This window comes from Actinopolymorpha sp. B17G11 (assembly GCF_040196095.1).
Lineage (GTDB): Bacteria > Actinomycetota > Actinomycetes > Propionibacteriales > Actinopolymorphaceae > Thermasporomyces.
Window position 1 is genome coordinate 43,128 of record NZ_JBEFTW010000028.1, and the last position, 23,984, is coordinate 67,111.

The following is a 23,984-nucleotide window of genomic DNA, read 5'->3' on the forward strand; positions in this document are numbered from 1 at the left end:
TCCGACCGTGGAACGCGGCCGGGTCGGCTAGACCTCGAACTTGTAGCCGAGCCCGCGCACTGTCACCAGGTGCCGGGGCGCCGACGGGTCCGGCTCGATCTTGGCCCGCAGCCGCTTCACATGGACGTCGAGCGTCTTCGTGTCGCCCACGTAGTCAGCCCCCCACACCCGGTCGATGAGCTGGCCCCGGGTCAGCACCCGTCCGGTGTTGCGGAGGAACATCTCCAGCAGCTCGAACTCCTTCAACGGCAGGCGTACGTCCCCACCGCCGACCGTGACGACGTGCCGCTCGACGTCCATGCGTACCGGCCCACCTTCGAGCACGGCCTGGATGATCTCGCCGACCTCCGTGCCGCGGCGGAGAACCGCGCGGATCCGCGCGACCAGCTCCCGCGGGCTGAACGGCTTCGTCACGTAGTCGTCGGCGCCCAGCTCGAGGCCCACCACCTTGTCGACCTCGGTGTCCTTCGCGGTCACCATGATCACCGGGACGTTGGAACGGCGCCGCAGCTCCCGACACACCTCGGTGCCCGGCACCCCCGGCAGCATCAGGTCGAGCAGCACGATGTCGGCACCACCGCGCTCGAACTCCTCGATCGCGACGATGCCGTCACCGGCGAGCGCGACCTCGAAACCTTCTTTGCGAAGCATGTACGAGAGCGCATCGCTGTAGCTCTCCTCGTCTTCGACGACGAGAACACGAGTCACCGGGTTGCCTCCTTCTGGCGTACGTCAGTTGCCTCGGACTGGGGCTTGGGTTGGGACTCGGATTGGGGCTCGGGCTGGGCGGCCTGCGCCGGCAGCAGCGTCCCGGTCATGCCAGAGTCGCCGGTCATGCCAGAGTCGCCGCTCGTGGCGGTGTCGCCGCGCAGCGGCAGCCGGATCGTGAAGGTGGAGCCTTCGCCCTCGACACTCCAGACCGCGATGGCACCACCGTGGCTGGCGGCGACGTGCTTGACGATGGACAGGCCAAGCCCGGTGCCACCGGTTGCCCGGCTCCGTGCCCGGTCGACCCGGTAGAAGCGTTCGAACACCCGGTCGAGCTCCTGCTGCGGGATGCCCACACCCTGGTCGCTCACGGCGAGCTCCACGAAACCGGCCGAGCCTTCCGGATCATGGTCGTCCGGCGCGCTGTGGCGGACGTCGACGACGACCCGGGAGTGTTCCGGGCTGTAGCCGACCGCGTTCTCGACGAGGTTGCCGACCGCGATCACCAACTGCTGCATGCTGCCGGAGACGTGGAGGTCGCGAACGCCGGCATGGACAAGCTCGATGTGCTTGGCCTGGGCGTCGACCCGGCACCGGTCGAGGGCGGCGTCGACGACGTCGTCGAGCGCTATGGCCGCGGCTTCCTCCACCGGGTCGTCGGCCTGGACCCGGGACAGCTCGATGATCTGCTGGACCAGCCGGGTCAGCCGGTCGCTCTCGATCTGCATCCGACCGGCGAACCGGTGTACGGCGTCCGGGTCGTCGGCCGCGTGCTGGACGGCCGCCGCCAGCAGGGTCAGGGCGCCGATGGGGGTCTTGAGCTCGTGGCTCACGTTGGCTACGAAGTCGCGGCGGATGGAGTCGATTCGGCGCTCCTTGGTGTGGTCCTCGACCAGGATCAGGATCAGCTCGCTGCCCACCGGGGCGACCCGGGCGGAGACGGACAGGACGTTGTGGCCGAACCGGCCACGCGGAATCTCCAGGTCACACTGCCGGATTTCGCCATCTCTGCGGACTTTGCGTACGAGGTCGAGCAGTTCCCCGGTCACGATCCGGGTGCCCCGGACCAGTCCGAAAGACCGCGCGGGGGCGCTGGCATGGCGTACGTCGTCCTGCGGGCCCACCACGACCGCGGCCGAACGCAGAACCGCGAGGACCTTGGCCACATCGGGCGGAATGGGAGGGTCAGGACGCTCGGGGGCACGGGCCTGGGCGCGTTCGGAGAACCGGAACGAGAACGCGGCCACACCACCGATGGCAAGGCCGACCAGGCCGCCGAGCAGGGCGGCAAGCGTCGCGTCCACAGCTCCCGATGGTAGGCGGCCGGCGGGGAAGTGTGCGCCCCCAGCCGGGTGGGGCACCGGTCCGACGGCCAGAGTTCACCGCGTGTTCAGGCTGGTCGTTCGCTCGGTGACCCGCTATCACTTACGGTGTTCGGCATGCGCGAGGCATTCCACGAGCAACTCCAGCACCTGAACGACCGGCTCGTCCAGATGGCGGGACTGGTGGAGACGGCGGTCCGCGAGGGCACCGCCGCGCTCCTCGAGGCCGACGCCCGGAAAGCCGAGAAGGTGATCGCGGCCGACGCGGAGATCGACCGGCTCCAGGCGCTCGTGGAGGAACAGACGTTCGAACAGCTGGCGCTCCAGCAGCCGGTGGCGAGCGACCTCCGCGCCCTCGTCGCGGCGCTGCGGATGGTCGCCGACCTCGAGCGCATGGGCGACCTGGCCGAGCACGTCGCGAAGATCGCCAGGATGCGCTACCCGGAGTGCGCGATCCCGGACGAGCTCAAGGAGACCATCGCTCGGATGGGTGCGGTCGCCGAACGCATGGTGGGCAAGGTCTCCGCCACCGTGCGCGGCTCCGACGTGGCCCGCGCGGTCGACCTGGTGGGCGAGGACGACGAGATGGACCAGCTGCGGCGGGAGCTGTTCACGAAGATGCTCGACGCGTCGTGGCCGCACGGAGTGGCCGCTGCCGTCGACATCGCGCTCCTCGGGCGCTACTACGAACGGATCGCCGACCACTCGGTCTCGATGGCCCGCCGGGTGATCTACCTCGTCACCGGCGACGTGCCCGCGCGTACGCCCTGAACGGCCTCGCCACTTCGTGTGAAGGCGACCCGCACAGGGCGGAATCGGTCGGGCAGGAAGGTCGCTAGCATCGCCGGGTGGACGGCGTACTGATCTTCTGCGGCATCGTGGCCATCTGCTTCCTGGTGGGCGTCCTTTCCTGGCGGAAGCGTCCGAAGGCACGTGACGTGCTGTCGGTTCCGGTCGAGCCGGCGGCCCTGGACACCGTGCTCCGGCTGCTGCTCCAGAACAAGAAGATCATGGCGATCAAGGAGCTCCGAGTGGCGACCGGCCTCGGCCTTGCGGAGGCGAAGTCCCTCGCCGAGGCGATCCAGCGTGGCCACCGTCCGCCTTCCGCCGAAGGCCAGGTGGTGCCGGTCGAGGCTGACCAGCCGCACCAGGGGCAGCCCGCGACGACCGGAACCCCGGACCTCGCCGAGCGTGCCCGCGCCCTACGCGTCGTCGGCCGCGAGACCGAGGCCATCCGGCTGGTCTGCGACGAGACCGGGATGGGCATCCTCGACTCACAGAAGTTCGTCCGCGCCCTCTAGGACCCTTCGGGCCTCAGCCCGCCCCGGCCGAGCCTTGTCGGAGGTATCTCACCCTGAAGACGAGATACCTCCGACAAGAAGACGTCGGTCCTGGCGTCGCTACGACACGGCGGCGAGGCGGGTGGACTGGAAGTCGGCCGTGTCCTGGTCGGCGATGACCTGGCCGTCGTGCACGGTGACGACCCGGTCAACCCACCGCAGGGTCTGCGGTCGGTGGGCGATGACGATCGTCGTACGACCGGCCGCCGCGCTGCGCATCGCCTGCTCCACCCGGCGTTCGGACTTGAGGTCCAGGTGGGACGTCGCCTCGTCGAGCACCAGCACCCGCGGATCCAGCACCAGCGCGCGGGCCAGACAGAGCAGCTGCCGCTGCCCGGCCGAGAGCGACTTGCCCCGCTCCTGCACCTCGTGCAGGTAACCACCGTCCAGCTGCGCGATGAACTCGTGCGCGCCGACGGCCCGGGCGGCCGCCTCCACGAGTTCGTCGGAAGCGTCCGGCGTTCCGTAGGCGATGTTGTCGCGAATGGTTCGCGAGAACAGGAACGGTTCCTGCGGTACGTACCCGATCGACTGCCGGTAGGCCGACGGGTCGAACCGCGTCACCGGCGTACCGTCCACCTCGACCTGCCCGTCGGTCGCGTCGTAGAACCGGGTGATCACCTTGGCGATCGTCGACTTGCCGGCACCGGTCTGGCCGACGAAGGCGACCCGTTCGCCCGCGCCGATCCGCAGATCCGCCGAACGCAGGGCGGGCTTGCGGGTGCCGTTGTACTGCAGGGTGACGCCCCGCAGCTCGATGTCGCCGGTGAGTTCACCGACCTCCTCCGGCTGCTCCGGCCGCGGCACGCTGACCTCCTCGGCGAGCAGGGCGGAGATCCTTGTGACCCCGGTCTTCGCCCGCTGGTACACGTCGAAGACCGTCGCCATCTGCTGGATCGGCGCGAACGCGAGCGCCAGGTAGAGCAGGAACGGCAGCAACTCCGCCACCTCCAGCTCGCCCGCCGAGATGAGCCGCCAACCGACGAGCAGCGTCGCCGCCACGGTGAGTCCGGCCAGCACCTCGATGAACGCGACGTACGCGGCGGTGGCGCGGTTGCTCGTCGCCCGCGCGTCGTACTGCTGCTTGGCAAGGCCCCGGAAGTGCGCGAGGTTCGCCGCCTCACGACGGAAGGCCTGCGTCACCGGCAGCACGGCGAGCGTCTCGTGCAGATAGGTGTTGAGCGCGGAGTTGAGTTCCCGTGCTCTTTCGTACGCCGGACCGACGATGCGGCGGTACTTGATCGTCGCGACGGTCGCCGGCGGGATCACCGCCAACACCACCAACGCCAGCGTCGGGTTGAGCACCAGCAACACCACGGTCATCCCGGTGAACGTCACGATCGCGACGAGCGCGTTGGTGAGTCCCGCCTGGATCAGCTCCGCGACGGCGTTGACGTCGGAGGTGAGCCGGGTCATGATCCGGCCGGCATGCGTACGGTCGTAGTAGTCCATCCCGAGCCGCTGCAGATGGGCGAAGAGCCTTATCCGCAAGGCGTACAGAATGCGTTCGGTCGTCCGTGACGTCACCAGGTGGGTTGCCCAGACGTCGCAACCGGAGATCAGCGCGACGATTCCGAACACCCCGCAGGTGAGGAACAGGAACGTCAACGACTTGTTGTCGAGGGCCTGTTCCAGGCCGTTCTGCACCAGGAGCGGACCGGCGAGGACGGCGAGCGCGTCGACGAGCAACAGCGCGAGCCCGAACAGGATCGGCCAGCGCTGCGGACGCACCATCTGCCACAGCTTGAACCCCTCGTGGCGGGTCGACTCGTGCAGGACGTCGATGCCGGGGCGTTCGGTGGCGACCGGCAGCTGCGCGAGCGCCGCGAGGAGCTCGGGCGAGACAGGATCGCCGACCCTTGCCCGAACGGGATCGACCTGCTGCTCGGCCGGCTGCCATGCTTGCGCGGTCACGGCCGCCTCGCCGTCGGCAAGCTCGGGTTGACGCGGCTCGGTGTCGTGGTCGGCGTGGTCCGGCATCTCCGACATCAACGCCCGGTAGAGACTCGACCGCTCCACCAACTCGTCGTGCGTACCCTCGTCGACGACCTTGCCGCCGTCGACGAGCACCACCCGGTCGGCCAGTTGGACAGTCGACTCACGGTAGGCCACGACGATGACGGTGCGACCCGCGACGATCTCCTGCATGGCATCGAGAATCCGGCGTTCGACATGCACGTCCACCGCGGACGTCGCGTCGTCGAGAACCAGGACGTCCGCGTCGGCGAGCAGCGCCCGGGCGAGCGCGATCCGCTGCCGCTGCCCACCGGACAGGCTGAGCCCCTCCTGGCCGACCTCGGTGTCGTAGCCCTCGGAGAGGCCGACGATGAAGTCGTGGATGGCCGCGATCTTCGCGACCTTCTCGACCTCCTCGTCCGTCGCATCCGATCGGCCGTACGCGATGTTGTCGCGGATCGACCCCGACAACAGCATCGCCTCGTCGAAGACCATGCTGACCCGCCGGCGCACCTCGGGAAGGCTCAGGTCGCGGACGTCGACACCATCGAGGAGCACCCGGCCGGCGCTGGCGTCCCGCAACCTCGGTACGAGCTGCAGGGCCGTCGACTTGCCCGAGCCGGTGGGCCCGACGATCGCGACCGACTCGCCAGGGAGTACGTCGAGGCAGAGCTCGTCCAGCGCCCGCGGCCCGTCGGGATAGGTGAACGACACGTGGTCGAACGACACGAACGCCCCGCGCTGGTCGGCCGGCTCCTCCGTTCGTCGGGCGACCTGCTGGTCGGCTCCGCGCGCAGCCGCGGGCCCGTCGGCATCCGCCACGACGGTGCCGTTCCCCATGCCGCCACGGCGGGGACCGCGACCCTGGATGTCACAGTCGGACTTCCGGGTGTCCACCTCCGGCTGGACGGCGAACACCTCGGCGATCCGTTCCGTCCCCGATCGCGCGCGAGGCACCAGCGTCAGCACCATCGCCAGCATCCGCGCCGAACCATTGAGATCGGCCAGGTACGCAAGAAACGCGAAGAACGTACCGACCGTCACATGCCCGTGGAGGGCGAGCCATCCCCCGAGGGCGAGGACCAGGACCTGTCCGGCGAGGGGGGATGCCTGCAGCGTCGCGAGCAAGGGCGCCCGCTGACGGATCGCCCGGACCCGGGACCGGAACATCCCGGTGAGCGACTCGACGAACCGTTCGTGCTCAGCCTTCTCCTGGCCGAATCCCTTCACGACCCGGACGCCGGTGATCGCTTCTTCGGCGACGGTCGTCATGTCCGCTTCACGCTGCTGGGCGTCCCATGATGCCGCGTACACCCGCATGTGCAGGCGCCTGGCGATGACGACCAACGCGATGAGGACGCCGCACAACACCAACGCCAGCAGGGGCGAGAGCGTCGCCATGATGAACAGCGCCAGCACCACCTGCAGCACGGTGCCGAGCACGGGCGGCAACAGGCCTACCGCCTGCTGGATGAGGACGAGGTCGGAGTTGACCCGGGAGACCAGCTGGCCGCTCTGCATGCGTTCGTGCGCGGCCGCGTCCAGCCGCTGCAGGTGGGCGTAGAGGTCGTCACGGATGTCGTTCTGGACATGGATGCTCAGCCGGCCGCCGGTCTCGCGCCAGAACCCACTGGCGACGGCACGTAGCAGCACCATGGACACCAGTGCGGCGACCCAGGGCAGCACCGGCTTGCTGTGCTCGATGATCGCGTCGTCGACCACGATCTTCTGCAGGAGGGGGGCGGTGACGAGCGCCGCCGTCCAGAGAGTGGCGGCAATCAGGGACACCGCGACAAGTCGCCTGTGCCGGCCGAGATAGGGAGACAACCAGCGCATCCAGCCCTTGCCCGCGGTTTCCCCTCCATTGGTTGGGGATTCCGGCGTACGCACAGCCAGTTGGTGCGGGTTGCGCGGCGAGGGCAGGTTGGGTCTAGGGCGGGTTCGTGGTCTGGAACCTGAGGTAAACACGGTGTTCTTTCCCGCCGACGGCGGCGGAGATCTGGGACAGGCGATTGTCACGGCGCGCGGCACCCCCGCCGTCAGCGAGTGGTCCGAAGCCGAGCGTGTGCAGGGAGATCGCCGGTCAGGTGCGGTGGATGGGCACGTTTCCACATCGACGGATCGTCGTTCCGCCAGGTGTTCTCCACCACGTCTCCGGACGCGGCCCACCGGCCCGGCCACATGGCCAGAGGTATCTCGCCCAAGGACGAGAGAACTCGGACAACGTGGCGCCTGGCATGGTGAACCGGCCGGACCGATCAGTTCGCCGAAGCTAGGAACGATCGCCGGGTCTTTTGAGAACCGATGGAAGGACGAGTGCCGTCAGGCGGACGTGCCGCCGAGCCCCGCTCCTGACCTGACCTCGCCACACCCACTCAATGGATGCGCGCGCCAGGCACCTCCTGTCACAGGCGCGACGGGAAGAAGTACGCGGGAATGCGCGGGTAGTGATGGACTGCGGGTCGGCCGACGGGAATCCTACGAAGCGTCCGGAGTGACGCTGACATGGCGCGCACGCACCTCATGCTGCTGGTGGTTTCGAACAAGACCTAGCTGGCGGAAAGCCGAAGTGGACTGCATCGTCCGTACGCATCGAGGTTAACCGCGCCCATCGGTGATCGCGACCGGCTTTCACATGATGGACGTTGTAAACCTCGAAGGGGTTCAGGCCGCCAGACGCGACCTTGCGGCCGGTCCGGAGGCCCGCCCCTCCCCGGCCCTCATGACCGACAACGTCTCACCTCGATCACCGGTTGCGGAGACTTGCGAAGATTCTGAGATTCCTCACCCGGGAAGGCGCGCCCTCGGGGGCCGGCGAATGACCACGCTGCCCATGTCTGTGGTCGAGCGCGAGGCATCGGCACCCGTCCCTGCTACCAGAGACCTGCTCAGCGTGGTCATTTACGGCGCGGGACCGGGTCCCGGCGTCCAAGGGCGAGCGCGGCTTCGAAGGGACGGCGACGGTTACCTGCGGCCCTGGTTCTTGACCGCCTCGATCGCCGCTGCGGCGGCGTCGGGATCGAGGTACTCGCCACCGGTCGCCAAGGGCCGCATCGACTCGTCGAGGTCGTAGACCAGCGGGATCCCGGTCGGGATGTTGAGACCGACCACGGCGTCTTCGCTCATCCCGTCGAGGTGCTTGACCAGTGCACGCAGCGAGTTGCCGTGCGCCGCCACCAGGACCACCCGACCGGCCCGCAGGTCAGGGACGATCGCGTCGTACCAGTACGGCAGCATCCGGACGACCACATCGGCCAGGCACTCCGTGCGCGGCATCAGCTCCGGCGGGAGAGCGGCGTAGCGCGGATCACCCACCTGGGAGAACTCCGCGTCGTCGGGGAGCGGCGGGGGCGGCGTGTCGTACGAACGTCGCCAGGTCATGAACTGCTCTTCGCCGAACTCCTCCAGAGTCTGCTTCTTGTCCTTGCCCTGCAGCGCGCCGTAGTGCCGCTCGTTGAGCCGCCAGCTCCGGCGGACGGGCAGCCAGTCGCGGTCGCATTCGGCCAGCGCGATCTCGGCCGTCCGGATGGCCCGGCGAAGCACCGAGGTGTGGACCACGTCGGGCCGGGTCCCGCGCTCACGCAGCAGCTCGCCGCCGCGGCGGGCCTCCGCCTCGCCCGTTGCTGACAGGCCGATGTCGACCCAGCCGGTGAAGAGGTTCTTGGCGTTCCACTCGCTCTCGCCGTGGCGGAGCAGAATCAGACGGTACGGCGCTGCACTCATGCCGCGACTCTACCGACGGTCGCGTGGACGCCCGAACCCCCGGAAGGCTTGACTGGACCCATGACGAACTCCGCGTTCCCGGACGATCCCGAAGCGATGCTGGCCTTGGGCCGGGAGGTGCTCGGGGCGCAGCCGTTCAGCGTCCTGATGGAGGCGCGTCTGGAGGTGTTCGCGCCCGGCCGGGCCCGGCTGTCGCTCCCGCTCGGTCCGCGGCTGCTGCAGCAGTTCGGCCACGCCCACGGTGGTGTGGTGAGCTACCTCGCCGACAACGCCCTGACCTTCGCGGGTGGGTCCGTGCTGGGTCCGGCCGTGACGACCGCGGAGTACAAGATCAACTACATCCGTCCGGCGCGCGGGGAACAGCTCGTCGCCGAGGCGTGGGTGGTCAACGCGGGACGCCGGCTCGCCGTGGTGGGATGTTCGCTCCATGTCGTGGACGGTTCCGGCATCCCGACCGAATGCGCCCTCGCTCAAGGCACGATCGCGACCCTCAACGACGACGACCGCTCCGCCGGTACGCAGGACTAACCATCAGGAAACAGACCCACCGGCCGCCGGGCGGCCCCGATCCAACGTGCGGCCCGGGAGTGGTCGTTCTAGGGCAGCAGGGCGACCCGCAGCCGGAGGAGGTCGAGATAGGTGTCGACGTCCTCGACCTGCTCGGGATCCGCGGGGCAGGGCGGTTGCCCGAGCGCACGGTCGACGATGGCCCGGGCCTGGGCAGGCGAGTGGTCGGTGAGGGCGAGCCCGTCCTGCGCCGCGGCCTTCGCGTACTCGTCCCGGAGCCCGGCCACCTGGTCGGTCACCCAGCAGTCCTTGACGCCGCCGCCGAGGTCGTGGTCGAGCAGGACCACCACCGCGTGCTGGTCACGGCGGTAGCTGAAGGTCAGCAGGAGCGTCTCGCGGCCGCCGTCCGCGTAGCCGAACGACGGGCCGACCTCCGGTGCGCCGAGCAGGTCGACCCAAGGACAGTCCTCGAGGCCGGCGCCGACCAGCCGCCCGGCACCGGCGGTGGCGGCGGCTCGCACCTGTGGTGGCCCCACGACAGCGAGCACGCGCAGAATCGCCAGCGCCTCAGGACTACCCTGCCGTTCCGCATGCGAGACCAGCTGCTCGAGCACGAGCGGAACCTCGGCCGGATCCACCGCCGCACTCCGCACGATGGCGAGGAACTCCAAGCCGCACAGCTCGGCCTCCAGTGCCGTGCTGTCCCTGCCGAGCAGTGGCCGCCACCCTTCGAGGACGGCCGCCAGAGACTGCTCGGGCGTCGGCAGCACCCCCGCGTCGCCCAACCGGTGCAGGATCTGCCCCGGATCGGTCACGCCGTCGAACGACCGCACCACCTCGGCAGGAGCCCCCGCCTCGGCGAGAAGGTGCCGCAGTCCCCCCAGAGTCCCCAGGTCGGGGGCACCGGCATCCAGGCCCAGACCACCAGGAACCGCCGGGAGGAGCCCGGGTCCGTCGCCTCGGTTGCTCTTCCACTGCGTACGCCGGGGATTTGCCACCGCGCCATCTTGCCACTCACCGCATCCGAGTTGATCATGACCCGACCGCCAAGTCCGACCGCCACCCACACGCCGGCTCTCCGCGGCCCACGCGTACCTACGGGCTGGAGTCTTCGGGCTGCAGCCGGCGGAACGCCTCGAGGTTCGCCGTCGACTCGCCGCGTTCGGTCCGCCATGCCCACTCCCGCCGGATCGCCGACGCGAAACCCAGCTCCAGCAGGTGGTTGAACGACGAGTCGGCGGCATCGAGCACACATCCGAGCACGCGGTCGATCTCCTCCGGCGTCACCGCTGTCAAGGCCAGCTTGCCGGTCAGGTGGATGTCGCCCAGATGGTCGACGGCGAAGGCCACGCCGTAGAGCCGCAGGTTGCGTTCGAGCAGGTGACGGTAGACCGCTTCATGGTTCTCGTCCGGCCGGCGTACGACGAAAGCGTGCACACTCAGTGCCTGCCGTCCGACGTCGAGGACGCAGGTCGTCTGGAGCTTGCGTTCACCGGGAAGCGTCACGACGAACGCGCCCGGTGCAGGTTCCTCCCACCCGAGCTCGAGGTCGCGAAGCGCCCGTCGTACGACATCAGCCGGCCCAGCGCCACCGTCATCGGGCTCGTGGGAAGGATCGTGCTCAGACACCCCGCCACCGTAGCCGGCGCGGGACCCGGGCAGAGCGACAGTGCCACGCTCGAGGTTGTCGCTACGCCTGACCTGATGGGGCGGGTCGGTCGCCTTGGCCGGGTGCCCGCTCAGCGGCCGACGAGCGAGATCGAGTCCTCGGGTGCGGCGATCGCCGCGGTGTAGACGTCGAGGGTCCGCGCGGCGGTTACCGGCCAGCCGAAGCCCTGCGCGTGCGCGACGCCTCCCTCGCCGAGGCGGGCGGTCCGTTCCTGGTCGGCGACCAACTCGCCGAGGACGCGCGCCCACTCGTCCGGATCGTGCCCGTCGACCAGCACACCCGACTCGCCATCGCACACCGCCGTCAGCAGACCGCCCGTGGCCGCCGCGACGACAGGTGTGCCACACGCCTGGGCCTCCAGAGCAACGAGCCCGAACGACTCGTTGTACGAAGGAACGGCCACCACCGTGGCGGCCTGGTACCACCGCGCGAGCTCGCCCTGCCGCACCGGCGGGACGAACCGGACGACATCGGCGATGCCGAGCGCGCGAGCCAACCGGATCAACGCGTCGGGCTTCGCCGTACCCGATCCGCTCGGCCCGCCCACCACGGCCACGACAAGGCGATCACGGAGCTCGGGTCGGGCGTCGAGCAGCCGGGCCGCCGCACGCACGAGGACATCGGGTGCCTTCAGCGGCTGGATCCGCCCCACGAACGCCAACACCACCGCGTCGTCAGGCAGCCCGAGCTCCCGCCGCGCAAGGGCACGGTCGCCGGGCCGGAACACGTCAAGGTCCACCCCCGGGTTCACCGTCACGACCGTGCGCGGGTCGGCGTCGTACAGGCCGGTCAGCGCCCGCGCCTCCTCGTCGGTGTTGGCGACCAGCCAATCCGCCGCGTCGACGACCTGCTCCTCACCGATGATCCGCGCGCGCGGTTCCGGGGTGTCACCGTCGGCGAGCAGGGAGTTCTTGACCTTCGCCATCGTGTGCATGGAGTGCACCAGCGGCACACCCCAGCGTTCCTTGGCGAGAGCACCCACCTGGCCGGACAGCCAGTAGTGGGAGTGCACCAGGTCGTACCACCCGAAGTCGTGACCGGCCTCCGTCTGCAGGACGCCACGGGCGAAGGCACACAACTGGGCCGGCAACTCGTCCTTCGACAGCCCCTCGAACGGCCCGGCCACCACGTGTCTCACGCGTACGCCGTCGTCCGCCTCGACCACGGGCGGGAGGTCACTGGACGTCGCGCGGGTGAAGATCTCCACCTCGATGCCCAGGGCCGCCAGGCGCCGGGCAAGCTCGACGACGTAGACGTTCATGCCACCCGCGTCGCCGGTGCCCGGCTGGTCCAGCGGCGAGGTGTGGACACTCAGCATGGCCACCCGTCGCGGCAACCGCCTGCGCTCGCCAGGCAACGAAATCCGGTGCACCCCGACCAACCTCCTCATGAGCGTACGAACTCATCAGCGCCGTTCATGCGGGTCTGCGCGGCCGGACCGCCGACCAGGAGATGACAACCTCGGGCGGTCGTACGGCATTCCCCGGCCGTCCGTACCGGTCAATCCGGACCGGTCAGTGGGCAACCGGTTGCCGCCCGCAGCCTCACCGCTGCTGCGGCATGCGCTGCGGAGTACGCACGGCGGACCGGCCCACGCTCGCGAGGAGGGACATGATGGCCACGCCCACGATCAGGTTGATGACACCGGTCACGAGCCGGCTCTCCAGCGACGCTGGCCGCAGGAACGGGGCCACGGCCGCCGCCACCGTCGCCAGGGCGACGATCCAGGAGAAGAACACCGTCGGCCGGGGAGTCGCCAGGAGCAGTGCGTGGAGCAGCCCGGTCGCGAGCAGTGCCGCCGCGGCCGCGGTCATGGCATAGGTGAAGGTGCTCGAATCGCCGAAATCACTCGCCGTGCGGGGCGCCAGGATCGGGACGTTCAGGAAGGCGCGGACGACGAAGACCCCGACCACCACGACCAGCGCCGCCACCAGCGCCGTGGCGAGCCCGCCCGCCCACAGCCGGGCGGCGTCGACCTCGGGCCGTTCGGGCTGGTCCAGGTCGATGCCGGTCTGGCGTGGCGTGGCGGGACGTTGGCTGGGATCGCTCATGGTGGGACCTGCTCGGAGCTTTCATTATGCGCCCCCGTTCGAAGTGCCGCGACGCCACCGGCCCACGACGGCGGCGACCACCGAAACGATGTAGAGCTGGCCGACCAGTGCCTCCAGCACGGTCACCATCCGCGCGAGGTTCGTGCCGGGGCTGATGTCGCCGATACCGACCGTGGTGATCGTGATGACGCTGTAGTACAGGCAGTCGCCCGCGGTCGGCGGACGGTGGGCCCCCTCGAAGTACCCGGTCAGGAACGCACCGCCCAACTCGTGCGCGGACGAGAAGACCAGCGCGATCAGGAGATAGATGCACAGGACGCCCAGTACGGTCGCGAGATCCACCCGGGCGTTGGCCATGAGGGAGTGGATCACCAGGCTGCCGGCCACGGCCACGAGGATGATCGTCGTGGCCGCCGTGAGTACCGCCAGCAGTTCACCGCCGGCGAACACGCTCGCCGTCGCCGTCATCACGACCGCCGCGACGGCGATCACACCGACCGCGTCGGTACGGCCACGGCTCACGTGGCGGATCCGCAGGGCGGCGAAGAGTACGACGGCGAGGGCGAGGATGCGGGCCACCGACCCGAGCAGCCTGCCGCTCGTCGCGATGATCAGGGCGTACGCGACGAGCAGACCGATCAGAAGCCAGGAGAACGCGACCACCCGCCGGCGGAGAGCGGCCCGACCGTCAGGTCGGTCCGGCGGCGAACTGTCGCTGCCCGGGTCCATGACCTGTCACCTCTCGCGCACGCGACACCTGCACGCGATCAGCTACCCGTACGACGGACCACCCAACCCGCGGGCCCGAAGCCCGGGTCCAGCACCTGACCGCCGCCAGACGGACCTTTCGGTCTATCGGCGTCCGTTCAGCGTCACCACGGACCGTAGGGGCCGTCGCTCTGCCCGCCACGCCGACCGCCGGCCTCACGGACCGCCGGTCGTACGCCGACGACGTAGACCGCGGCCGCGACCGTGCCGGCGATGTTGAGCAGGCTGAGCGGGCTCCAGAACATGGGGATGAGATGGATGAGCAGAGCGAGACCGACCAGGATCAACCAGAGCGTCTTGGTCTGCTTGCCCACGGCCGGGAAGGCCTCCTGCGGCCGCATGACGACATCGCCGAATGCGAATGCCTTCAGCACGAGCAGAGCGATCCAGAGGGCGGCCTGGATGTAGAAGACGATGGTCATCGGTTGACTCAGCACACAGCGAGGGTAACCGCAAACGACCCGGAAGGTGCCGTCCGTACGGCCCGACCCGTGCTGATCCTTGATCGCCGAGCGGCCTGAGTCGCTCGGTTTGCGGGCTGTCAGACAGCCATGACCTCAGGGCCGGGCCGGCACCGTCCTACCGACCCGTCACCCTCGGTCCGCCTCACGGCCTCGCCGCCCGCATGCCCGTGAGGTGTCGCAGCCGGGGGACAATGTGCTGCTCAGCTGGTCGCCTTGCGGGCGGGTGCGGAGGAGTTCTTCCTCGGCGTACCCGACTTCGCGGTGGGCTTCGCAGCAGTCGACTTGGCGGCGGTCGACTTCGCGGTGCTGCTCGCGGCGGTCCGCGGCTTCGCCGAACGCTTGGCCGTCGAACGCTTCCGCGTCGTGGTCGACTTCGACCGCGACGCCGACGGACGCGACGACGAACCCGTGCGGGCGATCTGGCGGCCGTTCGAGCTGCCGTTCTGCACGCTGCGGATCCGGATCACGGCACCCTTGCCACGCTCGCTGAGCGTTTCGTAGGTGTCGCCGGCCTGGATCAGCGCCATCTGCACGGCCGACTGGGCCTTCTCGGTCAGGTCCTTCGCCTGGATGCGGAGATCGTCAGAGGCGGTACGCAGGACCATGGCGAGAGCGTCGGCGCGCTCTTCGATGCGCTCCTGGACGCGGTCGGAGACGACGGCGGGGTCAGCGGTCTCCAGTGAGCCGAGCTTGTCCGTGGCGATCTTGGAGATCTCGCGGATCTTCTCCACCGCGAGGTCGCCGGCACCGGCGATCGCGTAGAGCGGGTTGGGCTCGGTCGAAGACTTGCGGGTGTTACGGGGCATGGATTAGTCCTCCTGTCGGGCGTGTCGTACGGCCCGGTTCCGGGTGGTGCTCACGCGCGTTCCGGCTCACTGATCTCTTCCTCGTCGGCCTCGCGGCGAAACGACGAATAGATGTCGAGCAGTACCCGCTTCTGGCGTACGGAGAGATAGGGGTCCGAGCGGATGGCCGTTTCGACGGCACGATCGTCTAGGCCCTCCTCCTCGGCCGGATCGAGCAGTCCTGCCCGCACGTAGAGCACCTCCGCCGAAACCCGCAGCGCCTTGGCGAGCTGCTGAAGAACTTCGGCTGAGGGCCTTCGCAACCCGCGCTCGATCTGGCTGAGATACGGGTTGGATACGCCAGCGAGATCGGCGAGCTGTCGCAGGGAGAGCTCCGCGTTGCGGCGCTGTTCCCGGAGATAGTCACCGAGCGTGCTGATGGACCGGACCTTCATGCCGCCATTGTGCTTGCAAAAGTTAGCAAGCGCAAGCCGACAGCAACTTCTGCCTCTGCACTGGAACTGCTCTTGGGTAAATGGCTCAGCTGTCCTGCTCCCGACTTCCCCGCCCAGGACCCCTGGCGAAACCGCGAGGACGTCTGACAATTGGCGGCTCCACCCGGGTCGGCGGATTCCGGATCAGGTCATCGGCGTTCAGATGCCGACACTGCGGATCTCACCGACGGCCATACCACCGCCGCGGACCTCGGCCGTGAGCTGCTCGTCGATGACGGAACCCGAGACGCCAAGCCGGCGCAGGGCCGCCGCCATCACCACCGGGCGGGCCCGCTGGCTGCCGTCGTCGATCTTCAGGGTCACCGCGCGGCCGTCGTCCAGTGCGGCCGCGTAGCACCCCTCCGCCCCGCTCTTGGCGAAGATCCCGGGAACCGCGGCGATCAGCGCCGACTCGTCTCGGGCGGTCCCGCTGGTCCACCTCGGGTGCGCGCGGACGGCGGCGACAACGCGGCCCTCCGGTGTGTCGGGCGGCGCCAGCACCATCGTGCGGAACGCCCTCGCCAGTCCGGTCAGACTCAGTGCGAAGAGCGGCGCACCGCACCCGTCGACACCGGTGTGCGCGACCTTCTCGGCCGCCAGGTCCTCGACCGTCTCGCGGATCATGACCTGGAGGGGATGGGCCGGATCGAGGTAGGTCTCCACCGGCCAGCCGGCGCTGACGCAGGCGGCGAGCATGCCGGCGTGCTTGCCGGAGCAGTTCATCGTGGCCCGGTCGGGTCGCTCGCCGCCGGCAATGCGGGCGTGCAGAGCGTCGGTGTCGATCGGCCAGCTGGGCGGGCACCGCAGGGCGGCCTCCGTGAGACCCACGCCACGCAGGATCCTTCGTACGCCGTCGGCGTGGAACGCCTCGCCGGAGTGGCTTGCGGTCGCCAACGCGAGCAGTTCGCCGTCGAGGTCGAGCCCGGCGCGCAGCATGGCCGTCGCCTGCATCGGCTTGTTGGCCGAGCGCGGGTAGCACGGCCCGGTCACGTCACCGACGGCGAACTCCACCGAACCGTCAGCGGCAAGGGCGACAACCGACCCGCGGTGCCGGCACTCGACGAATCCTGAGCGGACAACCTCGGCGACGACGGGAGAGGCACCGCCGGCTCCGGTCCCGGCTGGTCCGGTGTCGACCGGACCGGTGTCGGCTGGTCCGGTGTCGGCTGGCTCGGCTGGCTCGGTCCCGTGGGGCGCACTCATCGCAGGCACGTCTGCCGAACCTACTGGCCAACCTCCGCGGACGCGAGGCCGAGCAGTTCCCGGGCTCCGCCTGGCGGCATCGGCGGGCGTTGGGCAACCATCGCAAGAGTCGCGGCCCGCTCGACCAGTTCGGCGTTGTGGCGGACCGGACGCCCTTTCGCGAAGCTCAGCGTGTCCTCCATGCCGACTCGCAGGTGTCCGCCGCAGCTGAGCGCGGCCAGCGCGACCGGCAATGTCGTACGACCGATGCCGGTGGCCGACCACGAGGTGACGGCGTGAGGTAGCGCCTGGACGGCGGCTGTCAGCGTCGCCGCGTCGCCCGGCATCCCGCCTGGCACGCCCATCACGAAGTCGCAGTGCACCCTGCCGCCGAACGGCGGGCCGCACGTGTCGAGCAGCCGGTGCAGCGCCGCCACATGACCCAGGTCGAACAGTTCGAACTCGGGCACGACGCCCCGGGCCTGCGTCAGTTCGTACAACTCCACGACGAACGGCCACGGATTGGAGAACACGTCGTCGCCGAAGTTGACGGTGCCCATCGTGAGCGAGCACGAGTCGGGTTCGGCGTCGAGGACGCGCAGCCGGTCGGCGTAGGAGTCGGTGACGGCGCCGCCGGTCGAGAGCTGGATGACGAGATCGGTCTCGGCCCGGAGCGCGGCGACGCATCGGCGCAACCGGCCGAGGTCCAGCGTGGACCGGTGGTCCGCGTCGCGGACGTGGACGTGGATCATGGCGGCCCCGGCGGATTCACAGCGCTGGGCCGTCTCGACCAGCTCCGGCAGCGTGGTCGGCAGGTCGGGGCAGGCGTCCTTGCTGGCCTCCGCACCGGTCGGCGCCACCGTGATCAACGTCTCGCGGGTAGGGCTCGGGCTTGCCATGTCCGCATCCTCGCAGTCGGCGCCCTCGCGGGCCGGTCGCCACCGCCGACGTGTCAGAGGGATCTCGTCACACCACCCCACGAAATCGCTCCGCAAGCTCCACGACCTCGCGGGGACCCCGAGACCGCGGGGACCCCGGGAGGGCCAGAGACCTCTGACAAGTGGGCCGGGCAAGAATGGGGCGCATGCGTGCGGTCGTACAGCGGGTCTCCCGCGCCAGCGTCGCGGTCGACGGCGAGATCGTCGGCGCGATCGACAAGCCCGGCCTGCTCGTCCTCGTGGGTGCGACCCACGCGGACACGCCGGCCCAGGCCGAGAAGCTGGCCGCCAAGATCTGGGGACTGCGGATCCTTGACGGTGAGCAGTCCTGCGCCGACATCGGGGCGCCGCTGCTGGTGGTGAGCCAGTTCACGCTGTACGCGGACACGCGCAAGGGCCGCCGTCCGTCCTGGTCGCTCGCCGCGCCCGGCGAGGTCGCCGAGCCGTTGGTCGACCACTTCTGTTCCGCCCTGCGTGAGCTGGGCGCGTCCGTCGAGACCGGTCGGTTCGGGGCCCACATGGACGTGTCACTGGTCAACGACGGCCCCATCACGCTGATCCTGGAGACGTGATCTCGCCCGATGGACAACACCGACGTGCCGCAGTGGGCGCCTTCGCCCGCGGAGTACGACGACCTCGCACTCGCCCTCGACGGCGTACTGCCAGACGTCTCTGTCGCCGTTCCCGACGACATCACCGTCCCGCCTTCCGGTCTGGTGGACCTCACCGATGTGGAGGGCACGCCGGTCGCGCGGCTCACGGTCGCCAGCTGCCGGGAAACGGCGGCGGGTGGCCAGGTCATCACCGGGTCCGTCGCACCGCTGGCCCCGCGCGAGGACGGCGTGTTCCGCCACCTGCACCGCACACCAGACGACCTGCGCGACGTCCTGACGGGGAGCAAGGCCGCGGCGTTCCCGGTCGACGCGCCCCTGTCCACGGCCGATCTCGCGCGACTGGCCGAGTCCGTGACGGCGTACGACACGACCGTCCTGTTGCCGCTGGTCGGCCACGGCTCGTCCCGGTCCCTGTCCCCGCCGGCACTGGTGCGCGCCACCACCGCCGTCGCCGCGCTACTGCCCGGGCGGGTGCTCGTCGTGCCCGTCCCGCTCGCCCGCCGCGACGACGCTGACGACGACGCCCGGCGGCGCCGGCTCGTGGCGGCCGCCTACGGCGAACCCGTCGCCCTCGCTCTCGACGAGCCGCGGGTGCTGGCACCGGGTGAGGGTGCGTACACCCTGGACGGCTATCCCGACCGCATCGCGGCGATCATCGCCGCCGAGCACCCGCCGCTCCACGAACGCGGGCTCGTCGTGTTCTTCACCGGGCTCTCCGGTTCGGGCAAGTCGACGGTCGCCCGCCGGCTCCGCGACCTCATCCTCGAACGCGGCGACCGGACCGTCACCCTGCTCGACGGCGATGTCGTGCGCCGCATGCTGTCGGCCGGGCTCGGATTCTCCCGGGCGGACCGGGAAGCCAACGTCGCCCGGATCGGGTTCGTTGCCGCGGAGGTGGCCCGGCACGGCGGGCTCGCGATCTGCGCACCCATCGCTCCGTACGCAGCGACCAGGGCGGAGGTCCGGCGGACGGTCGGCGACGCCGGCGGCGGGTTCGTGCTGGTACACGTCGCCACGCCCCTGGAGGAGTGCGAACGCCGCGACCGCAAGGGCCTCTACGCGCAGGCCCGCGCAGGGCTGATCAAGGAGTTCACCGGGATCTCGGATCCGTACGAAGCCCCGACCGACCCCGACCTCGTGCTCGACACGACCGGGACAGAGATCGACGCCGTCGCAACGAGCGTGCTGGACCTGCTCACCACGCGCGGCTGGTTCCGCCCGCCCGGCGCCTGACCCCCCTGAGCCGCCCGTCCGAATCACTGGTTCCAGCCGGACGACGGAACCAGGCATCGAGGACTGACAGGTCGAGCGGGCGGAGGCGTTCGGGGTCGGCGAGTACCGGTCGTACGAACAGGACAGCTGTCGTGCGAGCAACCCCTGCTCGGTAGAGCGTAGCCACGCGGTCCGCCACCGCGCGGGCGCCCGCTACGCGGCGGCTCTTGCCCTGGACGCGACCCCGACGGTGGACGAGGGCAGGCCGCGGCGTAGGTATCGCCGCGGCAAAACGCGGACCGCCTGCCACAGGGACGGCCTACGCTGGCGGCGTGAGCCAGACGACCCGCGCCCAACCCGGCGACTCGAAGACCCTTGCCCAACCTGGCGCTAGCGGTGGTTTCGCCCACGATCGGCCGCTCCGCGACGCCCTCGACCGGGCACTCGACGCGATCCGGGACCGTAGCCACTTCTCGGCGTTCCCGGAGTCGCCGAGCCCGCGCGTCTACGGCGAGGAGGCCGCGCCAGCAGGGCTCGCCGCATTCGAGGCCTGGCAGGGAACCGACTTCCCACTCCGGACGGCACCGGGCGCGAGCGGCACCGTCGCGACCGAACGTTCACCGTTCGGGATCGGCCTCGACGTCCGCTATCCGCGGGTCGCCACGACGGGTCTCGACGATCTCCTCACCGCCGCCCAGGCAGGCATCCCGCAATGGCGCGACGCCGGGCCCGACACGCGGGTCGATGTCGCCCTCGAGATCCTCGCCGCACTGCACAAGCGGGTATTCGAGCTGGCCAACGCGGTGATGGCGACGACCGGCCAGGCGTTCGTCATGGCGTTCCAGGCGGGTGGGACCCATGCGCTCGACCGGGCGCTGGAGGCCGTCGCCTATGCGTACGCGGAAATGACCCGGCACCCGGCGACGGCCCTGTGGGAGCGGCCGGGCAGAGGCGAGCCGTTGCGCATCGAGAAGACGTTCACGGTCGTGCCCAGGGGCGTGGCCGTCGTGATCGGGTGTACGACGTTCCCCACCTGGAACTCCTACCCCGGGCTCTTTGCGTCCCTCGTCACCGGCAATCCGGTGGTGGTGAAGCCGCATCCGGGCGCCGTGCTGCCGCTGGCGATCACCGTGCAGGTCTGCCAGGAGGTTCTCGCTGCGCGCGGGTTCGATCCGGCGCTCGTGACGCTCGCCGCCGAAGCCGACGGCGACGGGATCGCCCGCGACCTCGCCACCCATCCCGCGGTCAGGATCGTCGACTTCACGGGGTCGGCGGAGTTCGGCGAATGGCTCGAGTCCCACGCCACCCAGGCGCAGGTCTACACCGAGAAGTCGGGCGTCAACCCGGTTGTCATCGACTCGACGCACGCGTTCCGCGGGCTGGTGGGCAATCTCGCCTTCACGCTGGCGCTGTACTCGGGCCAGATGTGTACGACGTCGCAGGTCATCTTCGTACCCGCCGACGGGATCGACACCGACGAGGGGCACAAGTCGTTCCGGGAGGTGGGGGCGGGGCTTGCCGCGGCGGTCGACAAGCTGCTCTCCGACGAGGGGCGAGCGGTCGAACTCCTCGGCGCGATCGTCAACGACGCCGTTCTCAACCGGGTCGAGGGGTCGACCGCACTGGGCGGCGAGGTGGTCCTGGAGTCGCGCGCCGTGCGGCATCCGGTGCACACCGATGCGGTCGTACGCACGCCCGCGATCCTCGCGCTCGACGCCGACGAGGTGGCTGTCTTCGGACGGGAGTGCTTCGGCCCGGTGACGTTTCTCGTGCGTACGCGGGACACCGACGAGGCGCTCGCCCTCGTCCGCCGGCTGGGCCACGAGCGCGGTGCGATGACGGCGGCGGTCTACTCGACGTCGGAGCGGGTGCTGGCGGCCGCCCGCGAGGTGGCGCTCGACGTGGGGGTGGCGCTGTCGGAGAACCTCACCGACGGGGTGTACGTCAACCAGTCGGCGGCGTTCAGCGACTTCCACGGCACGGGCGCGAATCCCGCGGCGAACGCATCCTTCGTCGACGCCGCCTATGTCGCGGGCCGGTTCCGGATCATCCAGAGCCGCCGCCACGCGCCCGAGTGAGTACCTCAGCGACCCGCCACCACCGGCCCTGCGGGGCCTACCGGACTCGTCCCGCCCCTTCCGGTGATCATGATCGTGATCATGAAGATTCTGTCGGTGTATACGCCCGCTTTCCTTCATGATCATGGAACCGCGCCGCGACGTGGTGCAGCACCAGGGCGCATGGTGTGGCGAACCGGTTTCCCATTGGCCTGGCGTCCGGGCCCCGAGGGTTGCCAGGTCGCCATAAGCTGAACGCCGTACAACGGTAGATCCCGGCACAACTCGCGAGCGGAGTTCATTTATGGAAACGCGACGGCTCGGGCGACTCGGGCACCAGAGCAGCGTCCTCATCTACGGCGCGGCGGCGCTGGCCGAGGTGACCCAGGAGGTGGCCGACCAGTCGATCCAGGAGGCCCTTGACGCCGGCATCAACCATTTCGACACGGCGGCGAGCTACGGCGAGGCCGAGCTGCGCCTCGGGCCGTGGATGCCGAGGATCAGGGACCAGATCTTCCTGGCGACCAAGACGGGCGAACGCGAACGCGAGGCAGCCTGGGTGTCGATCAACAACTCCCTCGAACGCCTGCAGACCGACCGGCTCGACCTCATCCAGCTGCACGCCGTCGGCGACCTCGACGAACTCGACAAGGCCACCGGCAGTGGCGGCGCCCTCGAAGCGGCGATCCGGGCGCGGGACGAGGGCATGGTGAGCGCCATCGGCATCACCGGCCACGGCCATGACGCACCGGCGACGCATCGCGAGGCCCTGAAGCGGTTCCCGTTCGAAACGGTGCTGACGCCGCTCAACTACGCACTCGGCCGCGACGACGACTACCGCGCGGCATGGGACGATCTGGCCGCCGAGACGCAGCGGGTCGACGCCGGCCTGATGATCATCAAGACCATCTCGCGTCGCAACTGGACCGAGGAGGACCACCGGTACACCACGTGGTACGAACCGTTCGACGAGCAGGAGAAGGTCAGCGCGGCGCTCGCGTGGGTGCTCAAGCATCCGCAGGTGACCGGGATCGCCACGGCCGGCGAGGTGAGCCTGCTCCGGCTGCTGGTCGAGGCCGAGCGTGACCGTGGCAACTGGACCGATGCGCGGATGGCGGAAGTGCTGGACGGCGTCGTGGCGTACGCCTCCCCGTTCGTCGCGATGCCGATCTGAGGCACCCGCTCGACTTGGATGAGGGCACCTTCACCCAGGTGGCTGTTGGGTGAAGGGCACCCTCCTGCGGACCTATTGGATGAGGCGCACCCTCACCCAGGAGCCTGTCGGGTAAGGGGCACCTTCATCCGGGTGATGGGTTGCTGCGCCCTTCCCCCCACTGCGCGGCCGAGCCTTCCACGACAAGCCCCCGGATCGGGCAGGGGTCAGGGGCAAGGGGGCTGGGCCAAGGGGTCAGGGGCAGGTGCCGGCACCATCGAGGGCGGCCTTCGACACCACGTCCTGCAGCAGGGACCTGGTCTCCTCGATCTTGGTGTCGGTCGCGTTACCGGCTGGGGCGTAGCCCACCTCGACCACCTGGATGCCCACATCCGCGAACGCCTTGGCAAGGCGCCACTCGTTCCCCTTCTTCACCGCCAGCCGGCCCATGACGACGCCATCGCCGCTGACCTGGACCGCGACCTGGGCCCCGTCCTCACCTCGTACCGTGGCTTCGAGGTCCTTCTGGGCGGCCTCGCCGTCACCCTCGGTGAAACTGCCGGAGATCCGTACGACACCGCCGCCGGTCTCCTTGGCCGGCAGGGAGTACGCCCAGGTGTTCTCCGCCTGCTCCTGCAGCTCCCAGGTGTCAGGAACGTCCACGTCGACGAATACGCAGCTCACGTGGAGACCCTCGAAGGTCGGCGTCGGCGACGGTGTGTCACTCGGCGTGGGCGATTCCGGTTCGGGGCCCGGCGTCGCCGCCTCGTCCTTCGGCGGGAGCTCCTCCAGGGTCGCGGGGTAGAAAGAGTCATCGCTGCACCCCGCCGCCAGGACGGCGGCGACGGCGAGCGCGAGGATCCCGAGCCCACGCGTACGACCGGCCTGCGGCATGGAAGCCCACCCTTCCCTCGTGTGCGCGGACGCTCCTGTGGCCACGGGCACTGTATTAGGCCGTTCTCCCTCGCCGCGCATGCGGGCGCGGGTGCGTACGGGTACGCGAACGCGACAGTCGCCGCGGGCATCGCACTACGCGCCACG

22 protein-coding genes are annotated in these 23,984 nt (G+C 69.9%); 7 read left to right on the plus strand and 15 right to left on the minus strand.

Annotated elements, in window-relative coordinates; all coding sequences use genetic code 11:
- Positions 1–27: 27 nt before the first annotated feature.
- Together ABN028_RS24840 and ABN028_RS24845 are read right to left on the minus strand one after the other, a co-directional pair.
- Entirely contained in the window at positions 28–708 is a 681-nt protein-coding gene (locus ABN028_RS24840) for a response regulator (RefSeq protein WP_349692741.1), read from the minus strand.
- Positions 705–2,012 (minus strand): sensor histidine kinase, encoded by a 1,308-nt coding sequence (locus ABN028_RS24845; RefSeq protein WP_349698308.1) that lies wholly within the window; start codon positions 2,010–2,012, stop codon positions 705–707. Before ABN028_RS24845 ends, ABN028_RS24840 begins: the two co-directional genes overlap by 4 nt.
- 135 nt (positions 2,013–2,147) lie before the next feature.
- On the opposite strand from ABN028_RS24845, the gene phoU reads away from it, so the two are divergent.
- Positions 2,148–2,801, plus strand: coding sequence for a phosphate signaling complex protein PhoU (gene phoU / locus ABN028_RS24850; RefSeq protein ID WP_349328154.1), 654 nt, complete (start codon positions 2,148–2,150; stop codon positions 2,799–2,801).
- A gap of 77 nt (positions 2,802–2,878) precedes the next feature.
- Positions 2,879–3,331 (plus strand): ribosomal protein L7/L12, encoded by a 453-nt coding sequence (locus ABN028_RS24855; protein WP_349328155.1) that lies wholly within the window; start codon positions 2,879–2,881, stop codon positions 3,329–3,331.
- A 99-nt stretch (positions 3,332–3,430) separates the two neighbouring features.
- Here ABN028_RS24855 and ABN028_RS24860 read toward each other — a convergent pair whose 3' ends face one another.
- The gene (locus ABN028_RS24860) at positions 3,431–7,162 is read right to left on the minus strand and encodes an ABC transporter ATP-binding protein (protein ID WP_349698309.1); all 3,732 of its coding nucleotides are present in this window, start codon (positions 7,160–7,162) and stop codon (positions 3,431–3,433) included.
- Positions 7,163–8,290: 1,128 nt separating this feature from the next.
- Positions 8,291–9,049, minus strand: coding sequence for a phosphoglyceromutase (locus ABN028_RS24865; RefSeq protein ID WP_349698310.1), 759 nt, complete (start codon positions 9,047–9,049; stop codon positions 8,291–8,293).
- 60 nt (positions 9,050–9,109) lie between these two features.
- Here ABN028_RS24865 and ABN028_RS24870 point away from each other — a divergent pair, with 60 nt between their 5' ends.
- Positions 9,110–9,577, plus strand: coding sequence for a PaaI family thioesterase (locus ABN028_RS24870; RefSeq protein WP_349698311.1), 468 nt, complete (start codon positions 9,110–9,112; stop codon positions 9,575–9,577).
- Between the two features lie 68 nt (positions 9,578–9,645).
- Here ABN028_RS24870 and ABN028_RS24875 read toward each other — a convergent pair whose 3' ends face one another.
- From ABN028_RS24875 to ABN028_RS24920, 10 genes are all read right to left on the minus strand, one after another.
- Positions 9,646–10,554, minus strand: a complete 909-nt coding sequence (locus tag ABN028_RS24875) for a hypothetical protein (RefSeq protein WP_349698312.1) — start codon at positions 10,552–10,554, stop codon at positions 9,646–9,648.
- Between the two features lie 97 nt (positions 10,555–10,651).
- On the minus strand, positions 10,652–11,185 hold the full coding sequence (locus tag ABN028_RS24880; RefSeq protein WP_349698313.1) for a type III secretion system chaperone family protein: 534 nt from the start codon (positions 11,183–11,185) through the stop codon (positions 10,652–10,654).
- 110 nt (positions 11,186–11,295) lie between these two features.
- Positions 11,296–12,615, minus strand: a complete 1,320-nt coding sequence (gene mshA / locus ABN028_RS24885) for a D-inositol-3-phosphate glycosyltransferase (protein WP_349328161.1) — start codon at positions 12,613–12,615, stop codon at positions 11,296–11,298.
- A 154-nt stretch (positions 12,616–12,769) separates the two neighbouring features.
- Positions 12,770–13,276, minus strand: coding sequence for a DUF6069 family protein (locus ABN028_RS24890; protein ID WP_349328162.1), 507 nt, complete (start codon positions 13,274–13,276; stop codon positions 12,770–12,772).
- A gap of 24 nt (positions 13,277–13,300) precedes the next feature.
- Positions 13,301–14,005 carry a potassium channel family protein gene (locus tag ABN028_RS24895; RefSeq protein ID WP_349698314.1) on the minus strand — a complete coding sequence of 235 codons (705 nt, stop codon included), beginning with the start codon at positions 14,003–14,005 and terminating at the stop codon, positions 13,301–13,303.
- A gap of 143 nt (positions 14,006–14,148) precedes the next feature.
- Positions 14,149–14,481: a DUF2516 family protein gene (locus ABN028_RS24900; RefSeq protein ID WP_349328164.1), complete on the minus strand. Its 333-nt coding sequence runs from the start codon at positions 14,479–14,481 to the stop codon at positions 14,149–14,151.
- A 227-nt stretch (positions 14,482–14,708) separates the two neighbouring features.
- Positions 14,709–15,314, minus strand: coding sequence for a hypothetical protein (locus ABN028_RS24905; RefSeq protein WP_349698315.1), 606 nt, complete (start codon positions 15,312–15,314; stop codon positions 14,709–14,711).
- 50 nt (positions 15,315–15,364) lie between these two features.
- On the minus strand, positions 15,365–15,748 hold the full coding sequence (locus ABN028_RS24910) for a helix-turn-helix domain-containing protein (RefSeq protein ID WP_349328166.1): 384 nt from the start codon (positions 15,746–15,748) through the stop codon (positions 15,365–15,367).
- 198 nt (positions 15,749–15,946) lie between these two features.
- Positions 15,947–16,990: an asparaginase gene (locus tag ABN028_RS24915; protein ID WP_349698316.1), complete on the minus strand. Its 1,044-nt coding sequence runs from the start codon at positions 16,988–16,990 to the stop codon at positions 15,947–15,949.
- Positions 16,991–17,010: 20 nt separating this feature from the next.
- A complete protein-coding gene (locus ABN028_RS24920) occupies positions 17,011–17,868 on the minus strand; it encodes a beta-keto acid cleavage family enzyme (RefSeq protein ID WP_349698317.1) in 858 nt (285 codons plus the stop codon).
- A gap of 185 nt (positions 17,869–18,053) precedes the next feature.
- Here ABN028_RS24920 and dtd point away from each other — a divergent pair, with 185 nt between their 5' ends.
- The 4 genes from dtd to ABN028_RS24940 all read left to right on the plus strand — a co-directional run bounded on the left by dtd (position 18,054) and on the right by ABN028_RS24940 (position 22,964).
- Entirely contained in the window at positions 18,054–18,479 is a 426-nt protein-coding gene (gene dtd, locus ABN028_RS24925; RefSeq protein ID WP_349328169.1) for a D-aminoacyl-tRNA deacylase, read from the plus strand.
- Positions 18,480–18,488: 9 nt separating this feature from the next.
- Positions 18,489–19,754, plus strand: a complete 1,266-nt coding sequence (gene cysC, locus ABN028_RS24930) for an adenylyl-sulfate kinase (RefSeq protein WP_349698318.1) — start codon at positions 18,489–18,491, stop codon at positions 19,752–19,754.
- Between the two features lie 311 nt (positions 19,755–20,065).
- Positions 20,066–21,811 carry a phenylacetic acid degradation protein PaaN gene (paaN, locus tag ABN028_RS24935; RefSeq protein WP_349328171.1) on the plus strand — a complete coding sequence of 582 codons (1,746 nt, stop codon included), beginning with the start codon at positions 20,066–20,068 and terminating at the stop codon, positions 21,809–21,811.
- 283 nt (positions 21,812–22,094) lie between these two features.
- On the plus strand, positions 22,095–22,964 hold the full coding sequence (locus ABN028_RS24940; protein WP_349698319.1) for an aldo/keto reductase: 870 nt from the start codon (positions 22,095–22,097) through the stop codon (positions 22,962–22,964).
- Positions 22,965–23,198: 234 nt separating this feature from the next.
- On the opposite strand, the gene ABN028_RS24945 is transcribed toward ABN028_RS24940, so the two are convergent.
- Positions 23,199–23,837 (minus strand): hypothetical protein, encoded by a 639-nt coding sequence (locus ABN028_RS24945; protein WP_349328173.1) that lies wholly within the window; start codon positions 23,835–23,837, stop codon positions 23,199–23,201.
- Between the last annotated feature and the right edge of the window lie 147 nt (positions 23,838–23,984).

What these genes read in the sequence shown, in the direction of transcription:
- ABN028_RS24945 (WP_349328173.1), bottom strand. Translation starts at nt 23,837, where the DNA reads ATGCCGCAGGCCGGTCGTACGCGTGGGCTCGGGATCCTCGCGCTCGCC.
- mshA (WP_349328161.1), bottom strand. Translation starts at nt 12,615, where the DNA reads ATGAGGAGGTTGGTCGGGGTGCACCGGATTTCGTTGCCTGGCGAGCGC.
- ABN028_RS24890 (WP_349328162.1), bottom strand. Translation starts at nt 13,276, where the DNA reads ATGAGCGATCCCAGCCAACGTCCCGCCACGCCACGCCAGACCGGCATC.
- ABN028_RS24910 (WP_349328166.1), bottom strand. Translation starts at nt 15,748, where the DNA reads ATGAAGGTCCGGTCCATCAGCACGCTCGGTGACTATCTCCGGGAACAG.
- ABN028_RS24865 (WP_349698310.1), bottom strand. Translation starts at nt 9,049, where the DNA reads ATGAGTGCAGCGCCGTACCGTCTGATTCTGCTCCGCCACGGCGAGAGC.
- ABN028_RS24940 (WP_349698319.1), top strand. Translation starts at nt 22,095, where the DNA reads ATGGAAACGCGACGGCTCGGGCGACTCGGGCACCAGAGCAGCGTCCTC.
- ABN028_RS24905 (WP_349698315.1), bottom strand. Translation starts at nt 15,314, where the DNA reads ATGCCCCGTAACACCCGCAAGTCTTCGACCGAGCCCAACCCGCTCTAC.
- dtd (WP_349328169.1), top strand. Translation starts at nt 18,054, where the DNA reads ATGCGTGCGGTCGTACAGCGGGTCTCCCGCGCCAGCGTCGCGGTCGAC.
- ABN028_RS24860 (WP_349698309.1), bottom strand. Translation starts at nt 7,162, where the DNA reads ATGCGCTGGTTGTCTCCCTATCTCGGCCGGCACAGGCGACTTGTCGCG.
- ABN028_RS24915 (WP_349698316.1), bottom strand. Translation starts at nt 16,990, where the DNA reads ATGAGTGCGCCCCACGGGACCGAGCCAGCCGAGCCAGCCGACACCGGA.
- cysC (WP_349698318.1), top strand. Translation starts at nt 18,489, where the DNA reads ATGGACAACACCGACGTGCCGCAGTGGGCGCCTTCGCCCGCGGAGTAC.
- ABN028_RS24920 (WP_349698317.1), bottom strand. Translation starts at nt 17,868, where the DNA reads ATGGCAAGCCCGAGCCCTACCCGCGAGACGTTGATCACGGTGGCGCCG.
- ABN028_RS24870 (WP_349698311.1), top strand. Translation starts at nt 9,110, where the DNA reads ATGACGAACTCCGCGTTCCCGGACGATCCCGAAGCGATGCTGGCCTTG.
- ABN028_RS24895 (WP_349698314.1), bottom strand. Translation starts at nt 14,005, where the DNA reads ATGGACCCGGGCAGCGACAGTTCGCCGCCGGACCGACCTGACGGTCGG.
- phoU (WP_349328154.1), top strand. Translation starts at nt 2,148, where the DNA reads ATGCGCGAGGCATTCCACGAGCAACTCCAGCACCTGAACGACCGGCTC.